The sequence below is a fragment of the Paenibacillus naphthalenovorans genome (assembly GCF_900099895.1).
GTDB classification, from domain to species: domain Bacteria; phylum Bacillota; class Bacilli; order Paenibacillales; family NBRC-103111; genus Paenibacillus_G; species Paenibacillus_G naphthalenovorans.
Genome location: NZ_FNDY01000011.1, coordinates 45,327 through 71,867, shown reverse-complemented (window position 1 = coordinate 71,867; position 26,541 = coordinate 45,327). Strand labels below are relative to the sequence as shown.

Here is a 26,541-nt window from a genome sequence, read left to right as displayed (position 1 = left end):
ACGCCTATGGGACGGATCCTTCATTTTTTTAGAAAAAGCATTAAGCGCCGTCTTCTTTTTTGCTTTGTATGGATCAGTATTCTGCCTATAGTGATCGTCGGCTTCATCCCTTATCAAAAAACAGCCGAAGTCGTGAAGGGGCAGGTATTGGAGTATGCGCAGATTACGGTGAATCAGCTCAATGAGAATATTAACTACCATTTGAACGAGATGGACTTGATGTCGAGAATGGTGTACTATCAGGTGTTTGCCGCCTTTGAGAAAGAAGGGGGAGAAAGCGAGATCCATCGCGAGGATTTCCGCCAATTTATTTTGGCGCTCAAAAATAACCGCACCTTCATTGATGAAATTCATGTGATTGAAGGGGATCAATACTATTCGACTGCGTCCGTGCTGAGGCAGGAGCTGTTGAAATCCAAAGATTGGTATATCAGCTCCTTGCAAAATCCGGGAGAGAAGACATGGGTCGGACCGCATGTAAACGATTACTCCCTGAATGAACCGAAAACGGACAGGGTCGTATCCCTTGTGTATCCCTTTATCCTTCCCAAGCGTTCGTCGCCGGCCGTTATTATTATCGAAATGAAACAAGATAAGCTCGATGAGCTGTTTCAGAGTCCCGCCCTAAGAAGCCTGGGTAAAGTATTGCTGATCGACAAATATGGCCGTATTCTGTACAGCTCGGATCCGTCATTGCTGCCTGCGGAGCATGAATATTCGAATCAATATATTACGAATACGAATCTGCTCGGCGGGTTAAACGATGAATACAGCTTTATCTATGACATCAATTATTTCAGCGGATGGAAGGTCGCCGCATTCATTCCGAATGTGAAGATAGAGCAAAGCTTTGCTTCCATCCGGAAAATCGTGTTTATGCTGATCGGCATTTTTCTGGTCATATCGATCCTGCTGGGCTGGGGATTGTCAGACCGGCTGATCAAACCGCTGAGAACATTGCAGATCGACATGCGGCAGGTAAAGAAAGGCAAGTTTTATACGCGGTCTGCCATTGATGCGGACGATGAAATCGGTGATCTCAGCCGCAACTTCAATCAAATGGTAGCCGAGATCGAAAGCCTGATTGATAAAATCTCCGAATCCGAACGAAAGAAGAAGCAAATCGAGATGCAGTCCCTTCAATATCAGATTAATCCGCATTTTCTATACAATACGTTAAACTCCGTGCAGTGGCTGGCCAAAGAGTACAAGGCGCCGGAAATCAGCGAAATGCTGACGGCCTTAATCAAGCTGCTGCGCGCGAGTTTAAATACGACCAATTATACGCATATGCTGGAGGAAGAATTGGAGGTGTTGTCCTACTATGCCCGTATTCAGAAATACAGGTATGACGATCAGGTGAAGATCATTTACCGGATCGATACGGATGTACTGGCCGCCCTTGTGCCCAGATTTGTTCTGCAGCCGCTGGTAGAAAACGCATTCTTTCACGGCCTTTCCGACAATGAAGGAAGGATTGAAATCAGCGCCCGCCGCAAGGAGGATCTGGTTGAAATCGTTGTGGAGGATAACGGAAGAGGAATCGATGCCGACAAACTGAAAACCTTATTTTCCCCCGATGTGGAAAGAAAGCATTCCAGCGGAATCGGAATCAAGAATGTGGACGATAAAATTAAGCATTATTTCGGCGATTCGTACGGGTTATCTATCGATAGCGTCAAAGGTAGGGGAACGAGGATTTCTATCGTATTGCCTTGCAGGCTAAAGGAAGGGGTAGAGGAGCTTGACGATACAAATCTTAGTGGTTGATGACGAGTTGATTGTTAGAAGAGGACTTAAAGCGCTGGTCCCCTGGGGTGAATTCGGCATGGAGGTCGTATCCGAAGCGGCCAACGGGGAGAAAGCGTTGAACATTCTCAAGCAGCAGCCCATCGATTTGGTCATTACGGATATCCGGATGCCGATCATCGACGGGCTGGAGCTTACGCGCATCATCAAGCGGGATTATCCACATATCAAGGTACTGCTGCTTACTTGCTACAATGACTTTGAATATGTGAAGGAGGCTTTGGAAATCGGGGCCTCGGGTTATTTACTTAAAACAGAAATGGAAGAGGACGGTCATCTGGAGAACGCTTTATCCAGAATCCGGTCCGAATTTGAGCAGATGAAGACGAATCAGGAAATGGTTCGGGAGCTGCAAAGACAAGCCAGTCAGTCCCTGCCCTTACTGTGGGAGAAATGGTTGAGGTCGCTTCTGACGGGAGATCACTATACCGAATTGAAGCAGCAAAGCGACAAGCTGGCCCTCCGATGGCTCGATAAGCCGTGCCTGCTCCTGTTGATCATGTATAAAGAAAATGTCAATGCCGCCGAAGAGACCGTTTCCAAAGCATTACAGGATGGCCTGGGAGAAGCGAATGCTATGGCGGTACGGTTAAGTGACAGGTCCTATCTGGTTTTGATTGAAAAAGCGGCGAATATCAGCAAGCAGAAGGGGATGGAATGGGAAAATCATACGGTATTAACGGTATATGCGGCCTTGAAGAGCCTGGCTCCGGCCTCCGGTCAGGTTCAATTGTACTATCGTTCCTCCCGCAGTATGGATCAGCTTCCTGCCGAATATTCGAATCTACTGCAATTTGCGGAGCAGCACGCCTTTTACCATGAGCTTGGAACCGTGGAGGATACGCACGGCATGGAGCTTCCGGAAGCTTTTGAAGCCCAGGCCTATGTGAACGGGCAGGACGTCAAGCGGCTGGCCATGATCCGGAATTGGAGCAGGCTGAAGGAAATGCTTGCGGAAGTGACAGCTTTGATTCAGGACCGCAAGCCCAGTGTCGAATCTGTAAAAATGATGGTGATCGATATCGTTTTGGCCATTATGGAAGGGCTACAATCGAACAGTCATATTATATCCTTTCTATGGGGAAGCAATAAATTCGACTACATGGAAAGAGTCAAAAAAATTCCGACGTTCAAGGAATTAACGGAATGGCTTATGGATGGTATCGGGCATCTGGAAGCGGAGAGATCCGTCCTGATTGGCGGAGTGAATAAGGTAATAGCCAAAGCGGCTGCCTACATTGAAACCCATTTCCACGAGGAGGTGACGCTGGAGCAATTGGCGGAGCATGTCGGCCTGAGCAAGAGCTATTTAAGTTCTTACTTCAAAAAGGTTACGGGTGAAAGCTTCATTGATTATATGCTTCAGCTGCGTGTCGAAAAAGCCAAAGAGCTGTTTCGGCAAACGAATCTGAAAATTTATGAAGTCGCGGAGGCCGTTGGTTTTCAGGACCCCAAATATTTTACCAAATCGTTTAAACGGATCACAGGCGTATCTCCGAATCAGTACAAAGAAGCCATCGAAAAATAAAAGATCAGGCACACGCGCAAGGTCATCCAATGGACCTGCGCGTTTTTTTTTGTGTGGAGGCCCAAAAATTTTACACCCTGCCGTAAATCATTGCACCTTTCTCCGTTATATTCCGAATCATCTAAAAAATGAACACCTGCATCCAAACTTTCATCCATGTTGCGGTATTTGTCAATGGAGTAAAATCAAATCACAGAAGGAGGGAGATAGGAAATGAAAGCGGTTAAAGCAGCTGTTATTCACAAACGGGGCGCATTGGAGATAAGAACTTTTCCTAAACCCGTACTGAACGATGAAGAGCTGCTTGTCAAAGTCCACATGTGCGGAATCTGCGGTTCCGATCAACACATCTTCCGTGGAGATTGGGGCGAGCCTTATCCGATTATCCCGGGTCACGAATTCGTGGGCACCGTAGAGGAATTAGGCAAAAACGCCGCACAAAAGCATGGGGTCAAGCTCGGGGACAAGGTTGCAGTAGAGATGATTCTTCCTTGCGGCGCGTGCAGGTGGTGCAAAGAGGGATTTTACAATCTGTGCGTCAAAGACCGGGAGGAGGGAAGACAGTACGGCTGCAATATCAGCTGCACCCGGGAGCCTCATTTATTCGGCGGATGGTCGCAGGTTCTGTATGTGCCTTCCAACGCCATCGTTCACCGGATTCCCGATCACGTTCCATGGCACAGAGCCGTTTTGACGGAGCCGCTTGCTGTGACGGTCAGGGCGGTCCACCTGACGCCGCCGAAGCTTGGAGACACCGTAGCCGTGATCGGCGCGGGGCCGATCGGGCTGCTGACTGCGGTTGCGGCCAAGGCGGCAGGGGCGGCGGCGGTTATTCTCATCGGCACGCGGGATGAAAGACTTGCTCTAGGCAAACAGCTGGGTGCGGATGAGGTCATCGATTTTAGAAAAGAAGATGCCGGGTCCAGATTGCTTGAACTGACAGGAGGGAGGGGAGCCGATCTCGTATTCGAAACGGCGGGAACGCCGCAGGCGCAAAAGGATAGTCTGAATTACGCCAGAAAAGGCGGAACGGTCAATTATCTCGGATTAACGGGGAATAGGCCGGTTACGATTGAAACCGACAATCAGATGACGTTTAAGGAGTTGAAGCTGCAGACGTCTTTCCTGAGTGCATGGGGGTATCAAGGGGCCATCGATCTGATTGCCAGCGGGCGATTCCCCATTGAGAAGATGGTTACGCACGAATTTGCTTTAGACGAAGCGGAACAAGCCCTGCAATGCGCTTCGAACCGCGAGGAAAAGGCGATTAAAGTAGTCTTGATTCCTTAAAAGAATTTGTAAGCGCTATTATACACAACGGACATGAAGGAGGAGCAACCATGCCAATCATCGGAAAAGCAGCGGTTTTGGACGGAGTCGAAGGGAATTTTCATATTAAAGAATATGAGGTACCGGAGCCGAAGGCCGGAGAATTCATTTTACGGACGGAATATGCGGGTGTTTGCGGAACGGATGTTCATATCTATTACGGGCATTTGAATACAATTGAGTATCCGATCATATTGGGCCATGAATTCTGCGGCATCATTGAGAAGCTTGGACAGGGCGTAGTCGAAGACTCGAACGGAAGACCGGTAAAGGAAGGCGACCGGGTGGTGATTGTGCCGGGAGTACCGTGCGGAAATTGCTATTACTGCAAAATTTCCAAAACGCCGACCCGCTGCGCCAATGTGAAAGCTTACGGGTTCATGCCCGATCAGGCGCCGCATCTATTATCCGGCGGCTTTAGCCAATATGTTCATATTCAATACCGGGGCACGTCTTTCTTCAAGACGGACATGGAACCGCATATTGCCGTCCTGACGGAGCCTCTCTCGATTTGTATCCATGGTTTTCAGCGGGCCGGCGGCGTTCGCTTCGGAAGTACGGTGGTGGTGCAGGGGACAGGAGCCATCGGACTGGGAGCGGTCGCTTTCGCCAAACGGTCGGGTGCCGCCAAGGTGATCGCCGTGGGAGGGCCGAAGCGCCGTCTGGAGCTGGCCCGGGAATTAGGCGCGGATGTCACGATTGATATCGAGGAAATCCGCGATCCCAAAGAGCGTATCCAATTGGTCAAGGAGGAAACCAAGGGCGGTCGCGGAGCCGATATGGTCGTCGAGTGCTCGGGATTCCCGGCTTCTGTTCCGGAAGGACTTTCCTACCTGCGCGACAGCGCATCCTATGTGGAGCTGGGCCATTTTACAGACGTAGGCACAGCCAATATCAATCCGCATTGGCATATTCTCCGGAACAACGCCGACATTCACGGGGTATGGGGAAGCGATGTAGAGCATATGGAAATGACGCTGAATATCATTGAGAAAATGGAGCTGCCTTACGATAAGCTGGTTACGCAAACGCTTGGATTGAATCGAATCGGGGACGCCATTACGGCAATGAGCAAAAAAGGGTACCGCCTTGACGGCGAAGATCAGGTGATCAAAATTGCCATCAATCCGTGGATCTAGCTGCAGTATCCCAACCGTTCCGCTTCACAAATCCAAAAGGAAAGGGAGTATACATGTTATGTCTATTCAGTTGAACGGAGAACAACGCGGTGCCTCGGGCAGTGCCGTTATTGAAGTAAGGAATATGGCCACGATGGAACTGATTGACACCGTACCGGCCGCAACGATGGAGGACGCTCAGAAGGCGCTGGACGCAGCGCAGGCTGGAGCGAAGGCTTGGGCGCGGACGCCGATTTATAAACGGGCGGAGATCATCAACCGCTTTGTGAGCCATCTGCGGGCCGAACGCGATGAGCTCGCCCGGCTGCTCAGCGCAGAAAACGGCAAGACGCTGGAGCAGGCAGGCTGGGAGCTGGATACGGCGGCGGCCATTTTTGAAGGCTTTGTCGAAGAATCCAAAAGATTGTTCGGTCAAACGATTCCTTTGGAAATCCAGTCCGGTCTTGAAAAAGATTTGATGATTACGAAGCGGGAACCGCTGGGCGTCATCGTAGGCATTATCCCGTTCAATTTCCCGGCGGAATTGTTTGCCCACAAGGCGGGGGCTGCTTTGGCTGCCGGGAACGCGATTATCGTCAAACCGCCGGAAGATGACCCGTTAACGGTCACGCGCATGGCGGAGATGCTGCATGAAGCGGGTGTTCCGAGAGATGTGCTGCAGATTGTAAACGGTTATGGCGAAGAGGCAGGAGATTATTTGGTTAAAAGTCCGGCGGTTCAAGCCGTCAGCTTTACGGGAAGCACGGAAGTGGGCACCATCATCGCCCAAAACGGCGCCAAAAACTTGTCAAGGGTGTTCCTTGAGCTTGGCGCAAATGATGCGATGATCGTTTGCGAGGACGGCGATCTGGATGCAGCCGTCGATCATGCGATATTCGGAAGGCTGTTGGCGAACGGTCAAGTCTGCTGCGCAAACAAACGATTGCTGGTGCAGCAATCCGTCTATGAGGAATTTAAAACCAAGTTGGTTGAAAAACTGGCTGCGAAGCGGATCGGCCATCAGCTTGAAGAAGGAACGGATGTCGGACCGCTTATTAACGAAGCCGCAGCAGTAAAAGTGGAACGGCAAATTCAATATACGATCGGCCAAGGCGCCACGCTGGCACTGGGAGGAAAGCGGGTTCGGCAAACGTTCATCGAGCCTACCGTTCTCGAAGCAACGAAGGATATGGACATTGCCAAGGATCTGGAGATCTTCGGTCCCGTATTTGCTCTGATCGCGTTTGAAGATCTGCAGGAAGCGATCGACATCGCAAACGCCAGTCAATATGGCTTGAACTCTTCCATTTTCACCAGGGATATTTACAAGGCGATGGAGGGGGGAAATCAAATCGAGGCCGGGATTGTTTCCGTCAATGGCGGAACCTGCTACCGTCCGGTATGCAGCGCCTTCGGCGGATATAAGAAAAGCGGGATCGGCAGAGAGGGAACGCTGTATACGCTTGAAGAGCTGACGCAAATCAAAAGCATCGTTCTTCGCGGTGTCATGTAAGTCCGCGAAAGCTGGAGGAGAACTTGAAACAGAATAGGGGGATGTCTATGAAACATTTAAGAAAAAGAAGCTTTGCCGCATTGATTGCCGTATTCCTGCTGTCGCTTGCCATATCCGCCTGCGGAGGAGGGCAGCAGCAAACCGCCGGAGGCTCAACGCCTCCACAGCAGAATGAACAAGGAGGCGGTACGTCGCCGAGCGGCTCCAATGGCAAAGGGCTGATTGCTTTATCCCACAAAAGCTTGAACTATTATGCCTTTGTCGCGATGCAGGAAGCGGCCAAGCGGAAAGCGGAAGAGCTCGGCTACCAATTCGAAGCGAGCGTGGCCGACTTTGATTCCGCCAAACAAACGAACCAATTTATCAACTTTATTTCCAAGAAGCCGGCAGCCATTATTTCCGATCCCAATGACAGCGAAGGACTGGTTACGGCCATCGATAAAGCGGAGCAGGCCGGCATTCCGGTTGCGATTTTCGATACGCCGACGACAGGCGGCAATGTATCGTTTACAGTGGCTTTCGACAATTATAAAGCCGGTGAAATGGCGGCCATGGAAATCGTAAAACGGCTGGAGCAAAAGTACGGAGAAGCCAAAGGCAACGTTCTGAATGCATACGGGGCCATGTCCAGCTCGGCATGGAGAGCGCGTAAGGAAGGCTTCGATGCGGTCATGAAGAAATATCCGAACATCAATTATCTGGCTATGCCTGCCGAAGGAGATATGAGAAAGACGCAGGATGTGGCGTTGAATGCGATCGCGAAGTACAAAACCCTCGACGCTGTCCACGCGCCAAGCGACAACCCTGCAATGGGACTTTATGAAGCGTTGAAGCAGACCAATCAATTGAAAAAGGTGGGCGAAGAAGGACACGTCATCTTTGTCACGATTGATGCGGAGCCGATTGCGCTGCAGCGGATTCAAGAGGGCTGGTATGATGCCTCGATTAATCAGGATTGCGTAGCTTACGGCGAGCTGGTGATTGAAATGCTGGACAAATATACGCTAAAGGGACAGAAGGTTCCGATCGAAACCTATAAGAACGACAGCTATTTCTGGAAAGAAGCGCCGATCAAGGAAGGTCAGACCGGCCCGCACATGGTCATCGATCCTTATGTCATTGACAGCACCAATGTGGACAATGATGCGCACTGGGGCAATGTAGCCTGGAACAAGTACGGATTACGATATTAAGGAGATATTAAGGCTTCATACACGGTATAAGATGGGGTAGAGTTCCGCTCTCTCCATCTTATGCGCATAAAGATTTATGATAGTGGAGGGGATCCGTTTGCTGCTTCAAATCTCCAATGTGTACAAAAGCTTCGGCGGGAAGGAAGTATTGAAAAATGTCGAATTTGCCGTAGACTATGGTGAAATTCATGGATTGGTCGGCAAAAACGGTGCAGGTAAATCCACGCTGGTCAATATCATCTCGGGCGTTCTCTCCTGCGACAGCGGAGCGGTTGAACTGGATTCACAGCCGATCGACCAGCTTTCCGTTCTCGAAAGACAAGATTTGGGCATCTATGTCGTCCCCCAGCATGCCACCATCATTCCCGAATTCAGCGTCGCCGAGAATCTGTTTCTGGGCGTATGGCTGCGGAAAAAAGCAGGGCTCGTGGATTGGAAGCCTATGTTTGAGAAGGCGGAGCAGGAGTTGCGTGAATACGGACTTCCCATCGATCCCAGGATGAAGGCCAAGGATCTGTCTCTTGTCAATCAAAGAAAGCTCAATATTGTCAGAGCCTTGTTCAGCAAGGCCAAATTAATCATATTGGACGAACCGACGACGGCACTTTCGGCGGATGAGAGAAACAGCTTGTTTGAATTCGTACTCAAGCTGAAAAAGCAGGGTACCGGCATTATTTTTATATCTCACTATCTTGAAGAGGTGCTAAAGCTGTGCGACCGGATCACCGTCATCCGCGACGGTCTGTCTTTTACCGGTTATGCGGCGGATTCGGTTGACGAGCGCTCGCTGACGAATTTGATCGTGGGCGAAGATGTTGAGCTGTGTACCCGTACCCGGGAGCCGGGAGCGGAGAAGGAACCGATTCTGGAATGCAGGAACATCAAGGGAAAGGACCTGAAGGACGTATCCTTCCGTTTGCACCGTGGAGAAATTTTGGGCTTGATCGGGTTTCCCGGATCGGGCGCAAGGGAAATATGCAGGGGCCTGTTCGGGCTGTATCCGGTGGAGAGCGGGGAAATTCATTTGAACGGCCGGGAGATCGGCATACCTAAAGAACCGGCTGAAGCCTTGAAGCATCATATCGTCTATGTATCTTACGATCGTCATAAAGAAGGGATTGTGCAGCAGCTTCCGATTCAAGAAAATATCAGTTTGTCCATCCTGGGGTCCAAGCTCAAAAAGCTGATGGGATTGGTGGATAAGGAAAGAGAGATCGACAATTCTACCGGCTATTTTAAACAGCTGAACATTAAAGCCGGCTCTATTTATGAATTGGTAGGGAATTTGAGCGGGGGGAATCAGCAGAAAGTGGTGATTTCCAAGGCACTAAGTGTGGAACCGTCCGTATTGATTATCGATGAGCCGACAATCGGGATCGATGTCAAAAGCCGGGAGGAGATTTTGTTTCTGATCGATGAGCTTACCCGGTCGGGATTAAGCGTTCTGTACCTGACGAACGATTACAATGAGCTGCTCAGGGTAGCGGACCGCTTAATCTTTTTCTCCGACGGAAAGGTCGTCCGTGAAGCGGAAAATGACGGGTTCACGGCTGAGCAGGTGATTCAAATGCGAGATTCAGTAAAGGGTGGTGCAGCATGAGCGTCAAAGAAAGCAATGTTGCCGTTTCGCAGCCTCCGCTGCCGTTGGCACAGAACGAACAAAGGCTGGTCCGGCTGTTTGCCAATCATATTGTCTGGTTTCTCCTTGTATTCGGGATTATTATTATGGGGTTAATCGACTCCACGTTTTTTTCCAAATCGATTTTGCAAAATATTCTGGTCCAAACGGCTGTGCTCGGCGTGCTGACCGCCGGGATGTCTTTTGTCCTGATTATCGGGGAGATCGATTTATCGGTTGTCGGTGTTCTGGCGTTTAGCGCCGGATTGGGCACCACCTTGATGAACGGCGGGCTTCCCTGGTTTCTTGCCGTTGTGGTCATTGTTTTGTTCGGGGTTGGCGTCGGATTCGCAAACGGTTGGCTGATCGCCAAATTGAAGGCTGCGGCCTTGATTGAAACGCTGGCTATGGGGCTTATTCTGCAGGGAGCGCTTATGGCCTTGACCCAGGGCCGTTCCATTATTAATTTTCCTGCGGCCTATACATGGATCGGACAAGGAACCGTCGCCGGTCTTCCCGTACTCCCCATCCCGTTCCTTCTTATCTATTTGTTGGTCTATTTTATATGGAAGCAGACCGTGTTCGGCAGAAGCCTGTTCGCAACGGGCGGTAACAGCCGGAGCGCCTATGTGAGCGGGATCCGGACAGATCGGATCAAGATTTATGCTTTTGCCATTTCGGGCGGATTGGCGGGTTTTTCGGGATATTTGCTCTCCGCATATATGGGTGCCGTTACGATGACGTTCGGCTCCGATTTGCTCATGTACACGCTGGCTGCAGCCGTCATCGGAGGCGTCAGTCTCACGGGAGGGAGGGGAAGCATCTCCGGAGTATTAGGAGGCGTGCTGCTGCTTACCGTCATTCAAACCGGCCTGCAAATACTGGGAATTTCTTCCTATTATGTGACGATGGTCGGGGGCTTGATGATCTTTATTGCCGTTGTGGTCGATGCGTTAAAAACAAAATATTTACAATGAAACAAACCGGTCCAGGGCGGTTCCTCTTCATATAAACGGCATATGTTCTTTTTAAAATCCCAATCACATGGGATTTTTTTGTTGCTATGAATGTACTGTCTGGTTTGGCGCTGCATATGGAAGTGAGAGATGAAAAAATTGACTTCGGTGATTTTTTTATACTACAATTCTGTAAGTACAGTAGGCCGATAGGCATCGTTTGACATGAAAGCGCAGGCAAAATACATAACATATCCATTTCGTAGGGGGATTCCGGTGTGGAAGGCAATGTTGTAAACGTTTCACTTATTTTACTTAATATAGTCATCTTCATTCTGATCATGAGATACAGAAGACGAAGACTGGCCAAACAGGCTGAAAAGGCAAGAAGACTGCAAAGCTTGATCGGTCAAATCTCGGTCGAAGCCAATAATGAGAATGTGCAGGAATTGATTAACGAGCTTCAGGAAACCTATGCATTATTCAGAAACCCGAAGAATGGCGGAATTGTCCGTTCTACCTTTGAATCCATATTAGCAAGCGATAAAGTGGATCTGGAATTCAAGCACGAATTACGCAGGATTCTAACCAAATCGGGAGTCAAGGATCTTAAAGAGGTACAGGCATAGAAAATTAAACCAACAAGCTGACAAGCTGGCGTCCGCATTCCGTGGATGTCAGCTTGTTTTTTGTTTAGGACCTGAGACGAAACTGATTTTCTTTTGGCATTGTTCATTATACAAGAACCGCCCCTGTTTTTATCGTTTGCGGAGAGGTATTTTATTGAAGAGGGCGATCATGAATAGTGTGGGGACCGGGCCCTCCGACACCTGAAAGGGGAGCGAGTGGGATGAAGAGGTGGATTCGACATTCGTTAAGCAGGACTGGAAAGCATACGCTGAGGCTGCTTGCCTGTACCTCGATGTTATTGGCAGCTGCCGGATGCGGGAGCCAGACGGTTGATTCGCCCGCACCAGAGGGCAAGAATGGAAACCCGGGAGCTGCAGCGGCCATGAAGACCATGCCGGATCAGCTGACCACGGTGAAGCTGGGGCTTCCGTCGAAAAACATGAGCTATCTTCCGATTTTTGTAGCTCAACAGAAAGGATTTTATAAGAACGTCAATTTGGAAGTCAATCTCGAGTATGTCAAGGGCGGTGTTCTTGCGCTAAGAGGACTTCAAACCGGAGAATATCCGATCATCTCCACGCTTCCGGAATCGGTTATTACCGGGGTGGCGGAAGGCGCAAACGTCAAAATGATCGGTACGCTCGACGATCAGTCGATGTATTCGATCTTTGTATCCAAGGATATCAAAAGCCCCGGCGATCTGAAGGGAAAGTCGGCGGCGAGCAACGTACCGGGTAACGGAACAGACATTCAGCTGCAATATTGGTTGAAGAAAAACGGGCTGACGCCCAACGAGGACGTACGGCTTATCAACGCAGGGGAGAACGCGGGCCGCTTGCAGGCACTGCAGACCGGTCAGGCGTCCGTCACTATTTTAAGCCAGCCTACCGATTTGAAGGCCGAGGAGCTCGGTTTCACCAGGTTGGCCTTAATGCGCGACGAGCTTAAAACGTACAATCACAATATGATCGCCGCCAATGGGGACCTGATTAAAAATACGCCGGAGGTGGTCTACGCCTTTATGTCGGCGCACGCCGAGGCCGTGAAGTTCATAAAGGATGGCGCCAACCGCGAAGAAGCTTTGCAAATCGCCATGGCAGAGCTGGGAATGAATAGAGCCGATGCGGAAAAATCGTTCGATTTCGTACTGCCGGCACTCGCAGACAAGGGAAAAATAAACATCGAAGGCATGAAATGGGCTATCGATACGGTAAAGGAAACCGGTGCGCTTGTGAAAGAAATGAGTGTCGATCAAGTGGTGGATGAACGCTTTTATGCGAAGTAACAGGTGATAAGAGCGGCCTGTGCCATTTGGTCGACCCTGTCGAAGAAATCAAAGGGAGAGATGGCTATGTTAAAAAGAGAAGACAACGAAAGGCTGTGCAGGGTAGGTCCCGGAACACCGATGGGCGAGTTGTTCCGCCGTTATTGGATTCCTGCCGTCTTGAGCGAAGAGCTGCCGGCAGCGGATTGCCCGCCGGTTCGCGTCCGGCTGCTGGGGGAGGATCTGGTTGCCTTTCGCGATACGAACGGCAAAGTCGGACTGCTCGATGCGTACTGCCCTCATCGCCGGGCCCATTTGTTCTGGGGGCGCAATGAAGAATGCGGACTCCGCTGTGTATATCACGGCTGGAAGTTCGATACAAACGGTCAATGCCTGGACACGCCGAACGAGCCGCCAACCAGCGATTTCAAGCATAGCGTCAAATTGAAAGCCTATCCTGTCTATGAAAAAGCAGGCGTCATCTGGACCTACATGGGGCCGAAAGAGCAGCAGCCGGGTTACCCGGATTACGAATGGATGAGAGCTCCGGAAAACTGCCGCAACGTATCGAAAACCTTCGAAGCGTGCAACTGGCTGCAAGCCCTGGAAGGAGGCATTGACACTTCCCATTCCTCGTTTGCCCATAACAATAACATAGCGGATAAAAACGCGCTGCGGACAAGGGCTACCGCGCCAAAGCTCGAGGTGGTCAAAACCGATTACGGCTTCAAATACGCAGGAATTCGCGACTTGAAGGAAGATAACCATTATGTCAGGGCTTATCAATTTCTTATGCCCGCACAGCAAATGAGAGGTGCCATGATCCGCTGGACCGATGGTAAAATGGAGCAATTTCCGTCCATCGCAGGCCATGTGTGGGTGCCTATCGATGACGCTAACGTATGGGTGTATAACATTTTATACTCATCGGATGTCCATATTCCATTCACTCCTGAATTTGTGAAGAAGCACGAAAAGGACTTCGGTCGCGGAGAAGAAGATATGCTGCCGGGGTATAAACTGGTGCGCAATCCTTCCAACGATTATCTCATTGACCGTGAGGTGCAGCGAACCGAAACCTTTACCGGCATCTCCGGAATCAACACCCAGGACTACGCGCTTCAGGAAACGATGGAGCAGCCATTCTGCGATCGCACCAAGGAAAAGCTGGGTACCGCGGATACCGCCATTATTGCGGCGCGCCAGCTGCTTTTGGAGGCGACCAGAGACGTGGAGGCGGGTAAAACGCCGCGCGGGGCGGATCCGGAAACACACAGCAGGGTTAGAGGCTGCGATCAATTTCTGCCCAAGGGTGTGGATTGGAAAGAGGCGCTGTTCGAAGAAATGACAGCCAAATTCTAGGCGGCCCATTAGCAAAGGGGAGGAACGAATATGGTACTCGCTGCCGGTTTGGAATCATTAAAAATGAGCTTGGTACAATGCATTCTGATGCTGGAACGGGCAGAGATCATCGACTTTAACGGCCACTGCAGCGTGCGTATTCCCGGTACGGAGCATATCCTGATCAATTCGGGACCAAGTGCCCGGAACGATTTGAGCGCCGGGGATATCGTCATTATGGATGTACACGGCACGCCGTTGGAAGGGAGCGAAGTCCCGCCGATGGAATATCACATCCACACGGAAATCTATAAAAAACGGCCCGACGTACAGGCTGTGATCCATGCCCATCCCCGCTGGTCGACCTTGTTCAGTCTAACGGGAACACCGCTTAAGCCTGTTTTTCCTCAAGCAGCTCTTTTGGGGGAGATTTCGACGTTTGACCGCGTGGATTCCATAAACACTTCGGAGCTGGGCGGCCGGTTGGCCGAGGCGCTCGGGGGCAGCCGCACGATGCTGTTAAAATCTCACGGAAGCGTCATCACCGGCTCCACGCTCGAGGAGGCGTTCGCCTTGTGCATTTACTTGGAAGAGAACGCTCAGCGCCAGTACAGGGCTCAAGCTTTGGGCATGCCCTATGAGCTGAACGATCAGGAAATCGAGGCCTGTGCCCGTCATTTAGGGAAGCCAGCCCTCTACCGCAAGGTATGGGATTATTATGAAGTAAAACTACGGCAATAACTTCCGATTGGCTTGGCAGAGAGGGGAGACGCCATGGCGATGCCTAAAAAATTTGCAGGAAAAACAATTGCCGTACTTGGCTACAGCGAGGACGGGGCCGAATATGCAAAGCGGCTGCGCGAGCAAGGCTATGAGGTCGTGATCGGCTTGCGTGAAAGGGATGTTATGTGGCCTCGTGCCGAGCAGGACGGCTTTAAGGTGATGAACCTGTGGAATGCGGTCGGAGCTTCCGACATCATACAAGTGTGGTAAACCAAAGGAGGGATTTCATCGTTTGAGCGAATCGACTGAACCCGTCGCAGCATCGCCGTCGCCTTCCTTGAAGGACATGTGGCTGATCACGATCGGTCACGGATTAACCCATTGGTATCCGGCCACCTTTTATATGCTGCTTCCGGTGATTGGCCAAGAGCTGGGACTCAGCTATACCGAAACCGGCATGCTCATTACGTTTCAATATATGGCGAGCACGATTTCCAATGTGCCGGGAGGCATGCTGGTCGATACGGTCGGCAAAAAAGGTCTTCTGATGGCACTATCGCTCTTCTGGGTCGGATTTCCCTACTTGTTCATGAATTTCACGAGTACCTACTGGATGCTGCTTCTTTGCATCTCGCTGGTCGGCATAGGCAACAACCTGTGGCATCCGACGGCGATCCCTGCATTATCGCAGCGCTATCCGGAGCGGAGAGGCTTTGTCCTCTCGGTTCACGGCATGGGAGCCCATGCAGGCGATGCGCTCGCCCCGCTTGCGATAGGTGCGATGCTGGCTCTATTTACATGGAGGCAAATCGTTGTGCTCAATATCGTTCCCGGCGTGATCATCGCGCTGCTTATTGTGATCATGCTGCGGAATTCATCATTGGACCTCAAAAAACAAAAGGCGAGGGCTGGCGAGGAGAAGCAGGGACAAACCGTAAAGGAATATTTCAACGGACTGAAGGGACTGGTACAAAACCGCAGCCTGGTGCTCATTTCAACGAGCTCCGCCTTCCGTTCCATGACGCAAAACGCGCTGCTTACCTTTCTTCCGTTGTATTTGGCGCATGAGCTGGATTTTTCCCCTTTGTGGGTCGGATCAGGCATATTCCTGCTCCAGATGGGAGGCTTTATCGCCGCTCCGATATCCGGTCATTTGTCCGATAAATGGGGACGCAAAAAGGTATTGACGACAAGCATGACGGTATCCGCCGTTATTTTGATTGCTATGGCGGCTTTTGGCAAATCGCCGTTGTTCATCGTATTTATCGCGGTTCTCGGATTTTTTCTCTATGCGGTCCGTCCCGTGATGCAGGCTTGGCTAATGGAATCGTCTCCCCAAAAAATGGCCGGGACCAGCATAGGCATCCTGTTCGGCATGCAGTCCCTGGGCCAATCGGTATCCCCCTTGCTTGGAGGCATCATTTCCGACAAGTTCGGTTTATTTGCGGCATTTTATTTTGTGGCCGGTACGATTATCATTGCGAACCTGCTCATTTGGTTTGCGCCACAAGAGGAGTCATCAACCGGTAATCACCATTCCATATCTACATAAGGAGGATTTCCATGGCTAAACTGAATTTAAGCTTCGCCTGCTGGGACTACGATCGTGTTCAAGCGTTAATGGACGGCTCCGTCCGTCCCAAGGGCATTGAACTGAACTTTCTCAGCATGCCGGTGGAAGAAACGTTTTTCCGCATGATGCGCCACCAGGAATTCGATGTTGCCGAGCTGTCTGCTTCTTCCTATCTTCTTGCGAGGGACCGCGGATTTCCCCATTTTACGGCCATTCCGGTATTTCCGTCGCGGTTTTTCCGTCATTCGGGGGTTTATGTGAATGTTGAAGCGGGAATCCGTCGACCGGAGGAGTTAAAAGGCAAGCGCATCGGTATTCCCGAGTATCAGTTGACCGCTTGCGTCTGGATTCGCGGATTTTTGCAGCATGAATACGGTGTTCATCCGACCGAGGTGGAGTGGTTCTATGGAGGGCAGGAGACGCCCGGTCGTGTCGAAAAGTTCAAGCTGGAGCTGCCCGCGGACATTCGCCTGCAGCCGATCGGTCCGGAGCAGACACTAAACCAAATGCTGGAGAACGGCGATCTGGACGCGTTTATTGCTCCTCGGGCGCCGTCCTGCTTCTTGAAGGGGTCGCCGCGCGTAAAACGTCTGTTCGAAGATTACGTATCCGTTGAAAAAGATTATTTCCGCAAAACCGGCATTTTCCCGATTATGCATGTTGTGGCTATTCGCAACGAAATTCTGGAACGGTACCCGTGGGCTGCGCAAAACCTGTATCAGGCGTTCGTCGAAGCCAAGAACAAGGTGTACGAGGGCTTCAATCAAACCGCGGCCTTAAAAGTGACGCTGCCTTGGCTGGTGCCGGAAGTCGAACGGACGAAGCAACTGATGGGCGATGATTTCTGGCCTTACGGATTAGAGAGAAACCGCGCTGCCTTGGAAGCGTTGGTCCACTATTCTCATGAACAGGGGCTTATCAAAACCAAGCTTTCAGTGGAAGATTTATTTGTGAAGTCGACCTTGGAGCAGTACACCATCTAATGGTACAAGGTCCAAAGAAAACGCCGACCATTTCCGAGCAGCACTTATCTAAGGCGGGGTAAACCATGAGGATGAAGGAAAGGAGGCTGATTTCATGAAGCGAACCTCATTGGCCGCAGTTGCGGCCGGAGTTCAAAGGACGGAGCTGCGGGAATTTGACCTGCCGGAGGCAACGGAGGATTCCGGACTGCTTCGCATCGAAACCGTAGGCGTGTGCGGAACGGATGTGTCCTACTATAAGAAATCGCAATCTCCCCGCATACTGGGTCACCATATCGTCGGCTTTATTGAGCGGGTAGGGGAAAAGGCGGCTGCGCGTTGGGGGGTGAAGGAGGGGGATCGGGTGGCACTCGAGGAATATATCCCTTGCGGCCAATGCTCTTTCTGCCGGATAGGCATGTATCGCTCCTGCCCGTCGACGGATCCGAGAACCGGCGGTATCCGATACGGTGCTACGCCTGTGGATCGGCAGCCGTCCTTATGGGGCGGCTTCAGCGAGTTTATGTATCTTCATCCGAACTCGGTGCTGCATGCCATGCCTGAGCATGTTCTTCCGGAAGAAGCCGCCCTCACCTTGCCTCTGGCCAACGGGTTTGAATGGATGCTGCTGCAGGGCGGTGTAGGCCCGGGGAAAACGGTGGTCATTCAGGGGCCCGGCCAGCAAGGGTTGGCTTGTACCCTTGCGGCCAAGACGGCCGGGGCTGAATGCGTGATCGTCACCGGACGATTTACCAGTATGAAGCGGCTTGAATTGTCCAGACGCCTCGGTGCAGATCATATCGTGAATATTCAAGCCGAAAGTTTAGAAGATCGGGTCCATGAAATCACAGGCGGCCGGATGGCCGATGTGGTTATCGATGTAACCTCCGGCGGGTCAGAGCCGGTCATCTCCTCCGTGGCTGCGGCCGGCCGTGGCGGTATGGTCATGTTTGGAGCTTACAAATATACGAAGATCCCCGAATTCGATATCGACTCGGTCATCACGAAAACACTTCAGCTTAAAGGCGTAAGGGGACACAGCTATACATCGGTACAAATGGCCGTCGATTTTATCGCATCGGGCAAATTTCCGCTGCGGATCATGAATTCTCACGATTTCGCTTTGGAGGAAACGGACTTGGCTTTAAAAACGGCGGGGGGAGAAGGCGAACCCGGTCCGCTTCTTGTCACCGTATCGCCCGGGAAGAAAAGATAATGGAAAAAGATAATGGAACAATAAATAACGGGATGGATCGAATCCATCCCGTAAATCGGCAACAATATCACGTATCGGATCAGGCATATCTTAACTTAGCCGCTCGGTGATTAGTCTGCTGCAGGTTTTCAGATCTTTGACATAGTTTTGTACCTGTACGGGATACAAATACGATTTGGTTACGGCAAAGCTAACGGCTGCAATGACCAGACCGGTGCTGCTGTGCACCGGAACGGCTATGGAGCAAATACCGTCCTTATACTCGGACATTCCGGTAGAATAGCCGCTTTTGCGCACTTCGCGCAGTTGTTCAAGGAGCGCTTCGCCGCTAGTAATGGTTTTGTGTGTATGCCGGTCAAGTCCTTGTTCAATGACGCGGCTGATTTCCTGCTCAGCCTGGACGGCAAGAAGCACTTTGCCTGAAGCGGTGCAGTGGCTTGGTATGCGTTTTCCTATTTTCGATACGGTTCCATGATGATCGTCAGGAACCATTTTGCATAAAAATACGACTTCTCCGCGATCATAGACACCTAAATGAACCGCCTCACGGTAGGTTGTCATCAGCTTGTTTAGAAGGGGCGCAGCGATCGAGCGCAGCTCATTGCCATGGTATACGGCAAAACCAAGCTCGAAGGAGCCGATCCCCAAATGATATTTATGCGTGTACTTGTTTTTCTCTACAAGATTGTTGCCGTGGAGTGTGCTGACTAACCGGAAAATGGTACTTTTCGCCAATCCCAAACGCTTGCTCAATTCCGTGATGCCGAGCTCCTTATCCGCTAAAGTAAATTCCCGCAAGATACGGATCGCATTGTTAACGGAAGAAAGAGGTTCTTTTTGCGCCAAAGAAAACACCACCTTGAACAGAATTTTCCGGCCGGCATGTATTCGTTTTCACGATCATTATGACATACCCTTTGGGTCGGTAAAACCTATTTGTGCCGTATAGAGAAACGGAATGCGGCAGCAGCCGCTGCGATCTTCAGAAGTCTCATTGAAAATCTCATACTCCAATTTCGATTAGAGGGTTTTCTTATTTTTCTAACGTGTGGACAGGAGCATATTTTGCAGTGCTTTTCCATATAAATTACGGGGCACACGGTCTTCGCTAATATAGTAAAATATAGCCAACCCATTTTCTAACGAAAGAATCGTCCAAGCCAGTTCATTCGTAGACAGAGTAGACTTATGATTTTCTTTCGACTTCAATTTCTCAATGGCCTTGGAAATTTGCTCCACCGATTCTGTTATCAGGTTAGACCATTTATGACGTACCGATTCTTCACGCATCGCATAAAGAAAAAATTCCATGTTAAGCATGCTCCATGTTCGATTTTCCTGCCTAACTGAAAGGAAATATTCATCCATGGTTTCGATAAAATGTGAAAATGAATGCTGTTGGTCTATTACTTGATGGATGTTGTTCACATGTAATTTCATTTGTTGTTCCAATATGGCTAGAAAGAGCTCTTCTTTGGAATTAAAATGAGCATAAACCGCCCCTTTGCTAAATCCGGCATGTTCTGCAATTTTATCAACAGAAGCTCCGTGAAAGCCTAATTGAGCAAAGGTCTCGACAGCTGATTCTAAAAGTAATTGCCGAGTCTCCTTTTTTCGCTCCTCATGGGTTAATCTTCGTCTGATCATTTCTCTTCCCTCCCTCTTTCTCTTGACAATCATACTATATAACATTAACATACCATATAGTATATAAATACTAAACAGTATGAAAATTATAATAGATCATTATTATTGGAAGTAACCATCAACAATAAAGGGGAAGAGGGGAATCATGCGGAGGGAAGAAAACCTTGCAACGCAGAAACAGACTTTGTCCAAAATTTTGGCACAAACGATGAAAACAGGGATTATTAAATCAAACTTGATTCCGATGTTTGCTGGATTAACATTGGCATTATATACATATCAAATCCGTCTTTTAGAGAAATTCCCGGAAATGATATTTGCTTTGATTGGTTCGATTTTAGTCATGGGGGCAGCCGGAGCTTTTAATAACTTATACGACCGAGATATAGATTCTATTATGGAGAGAACGAAAAACAGGCCGACTGTAACAGGAGAAATAAAGCCCAAAGCAGTATTATGGCTGGGTATCTTCATGTCTGTCTTCGGAATAGTGACTCTTGCATTAACAACTCCCCTTGCAGCATTCCTAGGTTTTCTAGGTTTGTTTTTTTATGTTGTCCCATATACGATGTGGAGCAAGAGAAGAACCATTTATAATACGGAGGTTGGTAGTATTTCCGGGGCGATGCCGCCACTCATAGGATGGGCCGCAATTTATCCGGACATCACACATCCAGCCATTCTTGGTCTTTTTGTGATTACAGTGATTTGGCAAATGCCGCATTTCTATGCTATAGCTATTCGGAAGCACGATGAGTACAAGGCCGCGAAGGTTCCTATGCTTCCCGTAGTCAAAGGCATAAAAAGAACATATATACAAACGAATATTTATTTAATTGTTTTAATTGCAGCAAGTTTTCTTTTTGGGTCTTTAAGCCTCGGTCTTATGTTAGTAGCCCTTCTTTTAAGTGTTCTATGGCTTATTTTAAGTATTTTCGGTTATAAAAAGATGGATTCAGAGAGATGGGCAAAATCAATGTTTGTTTATTCCCTTCTTCATATGACGATCTTATTTTCAACGGTAATCATCTATTCTCTGATGGGAATTCTTTTGAATTTATAAAAATGAAAACAAGGATGAATGGATTAAGTTTTTGCAAGAGAATGAAGACGATTATCGGTTCTTTAGTAGAGACTTTATCCGATTATCCGATTTTAAATACATGTATTTACAAATTCAGACTGGAACATTATGATAAGACTATAATTGAGAAAACGATTACGCCAGAGGGGTGAATATGTCCCATATCACCATGAAAGAAATAGCCGGTTTAGCCGGCGTGTCCGCTGCAACCGTTTCAAGAGGCTTGTGCCATTATATTTTGCCTTGATATCTTGGGACTCGCACACGTCTCTATGTGAACAAGAAATGTCAACAAGAAATAAAACTTAGTTTTATAATATAAAACAAAGAAAGCGATTACCCAACATCTGTTGTGGAAGCCTAGGAGGAATTTTATACATGAGCAGAAGCAGACCAAAAGTATTTGTCCCCAACCAAATCCCGGAACAAGCGCTCCGCTACCTTCAAGAACATTGCGAGGTAGACTACCGGGATGCAGAAGAGAAGCTTTCTGACGCAGAACTCATCGCGGGGCTTCAAGATGCGGAAGGGCTTATGATTTATTCCCGCCAGAAGATTGAAGCCTCCATACTCGAGCATGCGCCTCGCTTAAAGGTGATAAGCAATATTGCCGTCGGGTACGACAATTTGGATCTGGCAGAACTGACCAAACGGGGCATTATGGGGACCAATACCCCCGGGGTGTTGACCGAAACGACGGCCGATCTTACCTTCAGCATCCTTATGGCCGCGGCCAGACGGATTGCAGAAGCGGATCATTTTGTAAAAAGCGGGCAGTGGGAAGGCTGGAAGCCCAGTTTATTGCTAGGGAAAAACGTCTACGGCTCCACGCTCGGCATCATCGGGATGGGTAGGATCGGAGAAGCGGTAGCCCGCCGGGCTAAGGGCTTCGATATGAATATTTTATATTACAACCGTTCCAGGAAGCCTGACGCCGAGGCCGGATTAGGAGTCATTTATACTTCTATGGATGAGCTTCTGCAAAAATCCGATTATGTGGTTGTATTGGTTCCGCTGGGCCCGAGTTCAACCCGCTTGATCGGCGAGCGTGAGTTTCACCTCATGAAGCGCGATGCTATATTTATTAATGTATCAAGAGGAGCAACCGTAGATGAGCAGGCCTTGATCCGCGCACTGCAGGAAGGCCGGATTGCAGGCGCCGCGCTGGATGTTTTTGAAAAAGAACCGGTAGATAAAAACAATCCATTGCTCCAAATGCGAAATGTCGTGACCGTGCCTCACATTGGAAGCGCTACATTGGAAACCCGTTCCAAAATGGCCGAGAAGGCCGCCAGAAACCTTGTAGCCGGTTTGTCAGGACAAATACCGGTTGACTTGATTAATCCGGAGGTTATTCCATCGGCATCAAGTCAGAAGAAGTGGGGATGACAGCCGGGACCATCGTATAGGCGATTACTTCGTGACTCTGCAGGAGGGTATCCCTCTGGGACATGAAATGTTAAGAAAACGCATATTTTCGGGAAAGCTTATGTTAAAATTTGGGTATCCGATGGCGCGGAACCCCAGTCAGCTGAGTGAAGTTACAAAGGAGGACGAAATAGTGCAATCGCTGGATTTGAGCTTATACCCTAAAATTGAACTGCCCCGGTTTGTTAAAGTCAAACAACATTTTGACCGTCAGAAGCTGGACGATATTCCCGGAGAGATTCAAAAAAATATGGCCCCTTATCTGGAGAATCTTTCGGGCAAACGGATCGCTGTAGGTGTAGGAAGCAGGGGAATCCATAACATCGACCTGATTACCAAATGCGTAGTCGATCAGTTGAAGCAGGCGGGTGCGCACCCGTTTATTATCCCGGCCATGGGGAGTCATGGCGGAGCGACGCCGGAGGGACAAGCCGAAATCCTGGAGGCTTATGGCATTTCCGAGGAGACCATGGGCGTGGAGATCGATGCGTCGATGGATGTGGAATCGATTGGCGAGATTGAGCCGGGACTTGAGGTCTATGTCGCCAAAAGCGCGCTGGAAGCCGACGGCATCGTTATCATTCCGAGAATTAAAGCACATACGGCGTTCCGTGGCGAAGTCGAGAGCGGGATTTGCAAAATGCTTGTCATCGGGCTTGGAAAACAAGCGGGCACCGATCTTGTACACCGTCAGGGATTTGGGCGTTTTGCAGAGCTGATTCCATCCATCGGCCGCATGATTGCCGAAAAAACCAGATTTCTTTTTTCCGTATCCATCGTCGAGAATGCGTATGAAGAAACCTATAAAATTGAAGTCATACCCAAGCAGGATGCGATTGCGTTGGAAAGAGAAAAAGCCCTGCTGGAAGAAAGCAAGAATAAAATGGGAAAGATCCTGTTTCCCAAATTTGATGTATTGGTTATTGAGCAGATCGGCAAAAACATCAGCGGCGACGGACAGGACCCGAACGTCACGGGACTTTATATCACCAAGTTTGCCAGCGGTGGTCCCGAGTTTCAGAATTGCGTCATTTTTGATTTAACGGAAGAGACGCATGGCAACGCGAATGGTGTGGGAACGGCAGACGTCATTACCCGCAAGCTGTTTGATAAGATTGACTTCATTTCGATGTATACGAATGCGTTCACCAGTACGGAATCCGCCCCGGTCAAAATTCCGATGGTGGCGTCCACGCCGGAGGACGCTCTGCGCATCGCGGTCAAGATGTGTAATGGCATTGAACCATACCGGCATAAGATTGTATGGATCAAAAACACCCTGGAGCTGGGCGAGATAATTATTAGCGAGCCTTTATTGGAAGAAGCCAGGGCCAACCCGAACATTGAGATTAGTTCGGAGCCGGTGGAGCTTACTTTTGCCAATGGGGAGCCGCTGTTTCATTGCTGAATTCGGCTGGCCCACTGCAACTGGAGGTGTAAAGGAATAATGAAGCTTCGTTGTACAATTCTTGATGATTACCAGCAAGCCGCACTAACGATGGCCGACTGGTCAACCATTTCGGAGTCGGTAGAAGTCCGGTCGATCGTTCGGCATGTGGATCGGGAGGAGGAGCTCGTCAGTCTGCTCGGCGATGAAGACATCGTCGTGATCATGCGCGAACGCACTCCCTTTCCGGCATCGCTGTTTGCACGTTTGCCCAAGCTAAAGCTGCTCATCACCTCCGGCATGCGGAATGCATCCATAGACCTTGCGGCTGCGGCTTCGCACGGTGTGGTCGTTTGCGGGACGGGGAGCAAATCCGAGCCTCCCGTAGAGCTGACTTGGGCATTGATCCTTGGGCTTGCACGTCATATTGTGCAAGAAAACAGCGCCCTTCGGACAAACGGTCCATGGCAGAGCACCATCGGAACGGATCTTCATGGCAAGCAGCTTGGCGTGCTTGGTCTCGGCAAGATCGGAAGCAAGGTGGCTCGCATCGGCAAAGCGTTCGGGATGGAGGTGGCTGCCTGGAGCCAACATTTGACCCGAGAGCAGGCCGATGCTGCAGGAGTACGGTTAGCAGCCTCCAAAGAAGAACTGCTGGAAAGCAGCGACATTGTCTCTATCCATCTTGTGCTCAGCGATCGGACGAGAGGCCTGCTCGGCAGAGAAGAGCTTCGGCGGATGCGTCCTTCCGCATATTTGATCAATACCTCACGGGCGGCGATTGTGGATCAGCAGGCGCTCATCGAGGCCTTGCAGAACCGGTGGATCGCCGGCGCGGGTATCGATGTATTTGACATCGAGCCTTTGCCGGAAGACAGCCTGTTTCGAAAGCTGCCCAATGTTCTGGCGACACCCCATCTCGGATACGTGTCTCAGGGAAATTATCATACCTACTTTCAGGAAGCCGTGGAAGATATCCAGGCCTTTTTATCCGGCTCGCCTATCCGTAAACTCAACTGAACCAAACATCCGCAGAATATTGCGGATGTTTTTCTCTAATCTGCCTGTCCTGATCAAGCTCGGAGGAGGAAAGAAGATGAAAATCAACATCAATGCATTATTCGATCTCACTGGCAAGACCGCAGTGGTGACCGGGGCCAGTCAAGGCATAGGCAGCGAGATAGCTAAACTGCGCTCGATTTATATTTGAAATGCGCATTTTTTGCAGTCAGGCCGCCGAATGGGCATCTGATCGAATTAATGTAAATGCGATCGCACCCACCTTCATTAAAACCCCATTGACCGAACCGATGTTCGAAGATCCGGCATTCAAGGAAGAGGTCTGAATCGTATTCCGCTGGGGCGTCTGGCTAAACCCGAGGATCTGAACTGCCGTCTGCAGCAGGCTATCCTTTTTCAAGTTATCCATTTGTAATGTCTGCCAGAAACGCCCCGGACGCGGCCGCCAAATCTTTCCCGTCCAAAAAGATTTGAAGTCCCCGCTTACCTGCACTAATACTGACAGGATTCACGCCGGTTACGGTTTTATCCAGATATAAAGGGTATTTTTTCTTCATTCCGAGCGGCGAGACGCCGCCGCGGATATACCCTGTAAGCCTTTGAATTTCTTTCACCGGAACCATCTCCACCTTTTTGTTCCCGCTTGCCTTGGCTAATGTTTTTAAGTCCAATTCTTTATCCCCTGGAATGCAGGCCGCGATAATCCCTGTTTTATCCCCGCGGAGTATTAGCGTTTTGTACATTTGACGGGGCATGACACCGACTTTTTCTGCAACAATGAACGCATCGAGTTGATTTTCATCCCATTCGTATTCATGTAAAGTATAAGAAATGTGAAGGGAATCCAAGATTCGGCAAGCATTGGTTTTCGTTGACATTTTCTCCGTCGGACCTCCGGAACTGTATTTCACTTATCATATCATGGGATGGTTGGCCGGTATAGATGCAGGATTACGCAAATGGTTTGATCATTGAAGTGTTTTCATTTATGATTACGTCATAGGATGTAACGCTCAGATTACGCCATGAAAAAAACGCTGAATGAACTGCTGTGCCTATGTTGGCAATAAATACACCCGCCTCGTCATGAACTCATCGATGTTCAGTCACAAAAAACCTCCTGATTTCAATTCATTTCCTTTAGGCCGATACCCATCAAACCAAAACGATTGAGAAGTTCCGAAATGTTAATCGACGGATGA

Annotated in this window: 25 protein-coding genes; 21 read left to right on the top strand and 4 right to left on the bottom strand. The window is 49.7% G+C overall.

Annotated elements, in window-relative coordinates:
• The first annotated feature begins 6 nt into the window (after positions 1-6).
• From BLT35_RS13015 to BLT35_RS12940, 16 genes are all read left to right on the top strand, one after another.
• Positions 7-1,770 (top strand): cache domain-containing sensor histidine kinase, encoded by a 1,764-nt coding sequence (locus BLT35_RS13015; protein ID WP_074728303.1) that lies wholly within the window; start codon positions 7-9, stop codon positions 1,768-1,770.
• Positions 1,745-3,337, top strand: coding sequence for a response regulator transcription factor (locus BLT35_RS13010; protein ID WP_074728301.1), 1,593 nt, complete (start codon positions 1,745-1,747; stop codon positions 3,335-3,337). The genes BLT35_RS13015 and BLT35_RS13010 overlap by 26 nt, the downstream gene beginning before the upstream one ends.
• A gap of 213 nt (positions 3,338-3,550) precedes the next feature.
• Positions 3,551-4,627, top strand: a complete 1,077-nt coding sequence (locus BLT35_RS13005; protein ID WP_062408142.1) for a zinc-dependent alcohol dehydrogenase — start codon at positions 3,551-3,553, stop codon at positions 4,625-4,627.
• A gap of 50 nt (positions 4,628-4,677) precedes the next feature.
• On the top strand, positions 4,678-5,805 hold the full coding sequence (locus tag BLT35_RS13000; protein ID WP_054817184.1) for a zinc-binding dehydrogenase: 1,128 nt from the start codon (positions 4,678-4,680) through the stop codon (positions 5,803-5,805).
• Between the two features lie 58 nt (positions 5,806-5,863).
• Positions 5,864-7,297 carry an aldehyde dehydrogenase family protein gene (locus BLT35_RS12995; protein ID WP_054817185.1) on the top strand — a complete coding sequence of 478 codons (1,434 nt, stop codon included), beginning with the start codon at positions 5,864-5,866 and terminating at the stop codon, positions 7,295-7,297.
• A 47-nt stretch (positions 7,298-7,344) separates the two neighbouring features.
• Positions 7,345-8,490, top strand: coding sequence for a sugar ABC transporter substrate-binding protein (locus tag BLT35_RS12990; RefSeq protein ID WP_062408146.1), 1,146 nt, complete (start codon positions 7,345-7,347; stop codon positions 8,488-8,490).
• Positions 8,491-8,587: 97 nt separating this feature from the next.
• Positions 8,588-10,090, top strand: coding sequence for a sugar ABC transporter ATP-binding protein (locus tag BLT35_RS12985; protein WP_201023598.1), 1,503 nt, complete (start codon positions 8,588-8,590; stop codon positions 10,088-10,090).
• Positions 10,087-11,085, top strand: a complete 999-nt coding sequence (locus BLT35_RS12980; RefSeq protein WP_062408150.1) for an ABC transporter permease — start codon at positions 10,087-10,089, stop codon at positions 11,083-11,085. Before BLT35_RS12985 ends, BLT35_RS12980 begins: the two co-directional genes overlap by 4 nt.
• A 257-nt stretch (positions 11,086-11,342) precedes the next feature.
• Positions 11,343-11,693, top strand: a complete 351-nt coding sequence (locus tag BLT35_RS12975) for a hypothetical protein (RefSeq protein WP_074728296.1) — start codon at positions 11,343-11,345, stop codon at positions 11,691-11,693.
• Positions 11,694-11,914: 221 nt separating this feature from the next.
• Complete coding sequence (locus tag BLT35_RS12970; RefSeq protein ID WP_062408152.1) at positions 11,915-12,979, top strand: ABC transporter substrate-binding protein; 1,065 nt, start codon at positions 11,915-11,917, stop codon at positions 12,977-12,979.
• A gap of 66 nt (positions 12,980-13,045) precedes the next feature.
• On the top strand, positions 13,046-14,320 hold the full coding sequence (locus BLT35_RS12965) for a Rieske 2Fe-2S domain-containing protein (protein WP_074728294.1): 1,275 nt from the start codon (positions 13,046-13,048) through the stop codon (positions 14,318-14,320).
• 30 nt (positions 14,321-14,350) lie between these two features.
• Positions 14,351-15,040: a class II aldolase/adducin family protein gene (locus BLT35_RS12960; protein WP_074728292.1), complete on the top strand. Its 690-nt coding sequence runs from the start codon at positions 14,351-14,353 to the stop codon at positions 15,038-15,040.
• A 39-nt stretch (positions 15,041-15,079) separates the two neighbouring features.
• Positions 15,080-15,292, top strand: a complete 213-nt coding sequence (locus tag BLT35_RS12955; protein WP_171005866.1) for a Rossmann-fold NAD(P)-binding domain-containing protein — start codon at positions 15,080-15,082, stop codon at positions 15,290-15,292.
• A 22-nt stretch (positions 15,293-15,314) separates the two neighbouring features.
• A complete protein-coding gene (locus BLT35_RS12950; RefSeq protein ID WP_217634715.1) occupies positions 15,315-16,574 on the top strand; it encodes an MFS transporter in 1,260 nt (419 codons plus the stop codon).
• Between the two features lie 11 nt (positions 16,575-16,585).
• Positions 16,586-17,578 carry a PhnD/SsuA/transferrin family substrate-binding protein gene (locus BLT35_RS12945; protein WP_074728288.1) on the top strand — a complete coding sequence of 331 codons (993 nt, stop codon included), beginning with the start codon at positions 16,586-16,588 and terminating at the stop codon, positions 17,576-17,578.
• A 94-nt stretch (positions 17,579-17,672) separates the two neighbouring features.
• Positions 17,673-18,773, top strand: coding sequence for a zinc-dependent alcohol dehydrogenase (locus BLT35_RS12940; protein WP_074728286.1), 1,101 nt, complete (start codon positions 17,673-17,675; stop codon positions 18,771-18,773).
• A 90-nt stretch (positions 18,774-18,863) separates the two neighbouring features.
• Here BLT35_RS12940 and BLT35_RS12935 read toward each other — a convergent pair whose 3' ends face one another.
• The gene (locus BLT35_RS12935) at positions 18,864-19,619 is read right to left on the bottom strand and encodes an IclR family transcriptional regulator (protein ID WP_054817200.1); all 756 of its coding nucleotides are present in this window, start codon (positions 19,617-19,619) and stop codon (positions 18,864-18,866) included.
• Positions 19,620-19,814: 195 nt separating this feature from the next.
• Positions 19,815-20,420: a TetR/AcrR family transcriptional regulator gene (locus BLT35_RS12930; protein ID WP_062408162.1), complete on the bottom strand. Its 606-nt coding sequence runs from the start codon at positions 20,418-20,420 to the stop codon at positions 19,815-19,817.
• A gap of 145 nt (positions 20,421-20,565) precedes the next feature.
• Between BLT35_RS12930 and cyoE the strand changes: the two genes are divergently transcribed.
• From cyoE to BLT35_RS12905, 5 genes are all read left to right on the top strand, one after another.
• Positions 20,566-21,483, top strand: coding sequence for a heme o synthase (cyoE, locus tag BLT35_RS12925; RefSeq protein WP_062408164.1), 918 nt, complete (start codon positions 20,566-20,568; stop codon positions 21,481-21,483).
• A gap of 175 nt (positions 21,484-21,658) precedes the next feature.
• Entirely contained in the window at positions 21,659-21,751 is a 93-nt protein-coding gene (locus tag BLT35_RS27910; protein WP_074728284.1) for a LacI family DNA-binding transcriptional regulator, read from the top strand.
• 131 nt (positions 21,752-21,882) lie between these two features.
• Positions 21,883-22,893: a 2-hydroxyacid dehydrogenase gene (locus tag BLT35_RS12915; RefSeq protein ID WP_074728281.1), complete on the top strand. Its 1,011-nt coding sequence runs from the start codon at positions 21,883-21,885 to the stop codon at positions 22,891-22,893.
• Positions 22,894-23,065: 172 nt separating this feature from the next.
• On the top strand, positions 23,066-24,340 hold the full coding sequence (locus BLT35_RS12910) for a nickel pincer cofactor-dependent isomerase, group 22 (RefSeq protein ID WP_062410896.1): 1,275 nt from the start codon (positions 23,066-23,068) through the stop codon (positions 24,338-24,340).
• Between the two features lie 39 nt (positions 24,341-24,379).
• Positions 24,380-25,339 (top strand): D-2-hydroxyacid dehydrogenase family protein, encoded by a 960-nt coding sequence (locus BLT35_RS12905; RefSeq protein WP_054817201.1) that lies wholly within the window; start codon positions 24,380-24,382, stop codon positions 25,337-25,339.
• 208 nt (positions 25,340-25,547) lie between these two features.
• Here the strand turns inward: BLT35_RS12905 and BLT35_RS26965 are convergent, their stop codons facing one another.
• Positions 25,548-25,748 carry a hypothetical protein gene (locus BLT35_RS26965; RefSeq protein WP_054817202.1) on the bottom strand — a complete coding sequence of 67 codons (201 nt, stop codon included), beginning with the start codon at positions 25,746-25,748 and terminating at the stop codon, positions 25,548-25,550.
• Positions 25,741-26,217, bottom strand: a complete 477-nt coding sequence (ybaK, locus tag BLT35_RS12895) for a Cys-tRNA(Pro) deacylase (protein WP_062408169.1) — start codon at positions 26,215-26,217, stop codon at positions 25,741-25,743. The genes BLT35_RS26965 and ybaK overlap by 8 nt, the downstream gene beginning before the upstream one ends.
• Positions 26,218-26,541 lie beyond the last annotated feature (324 nt).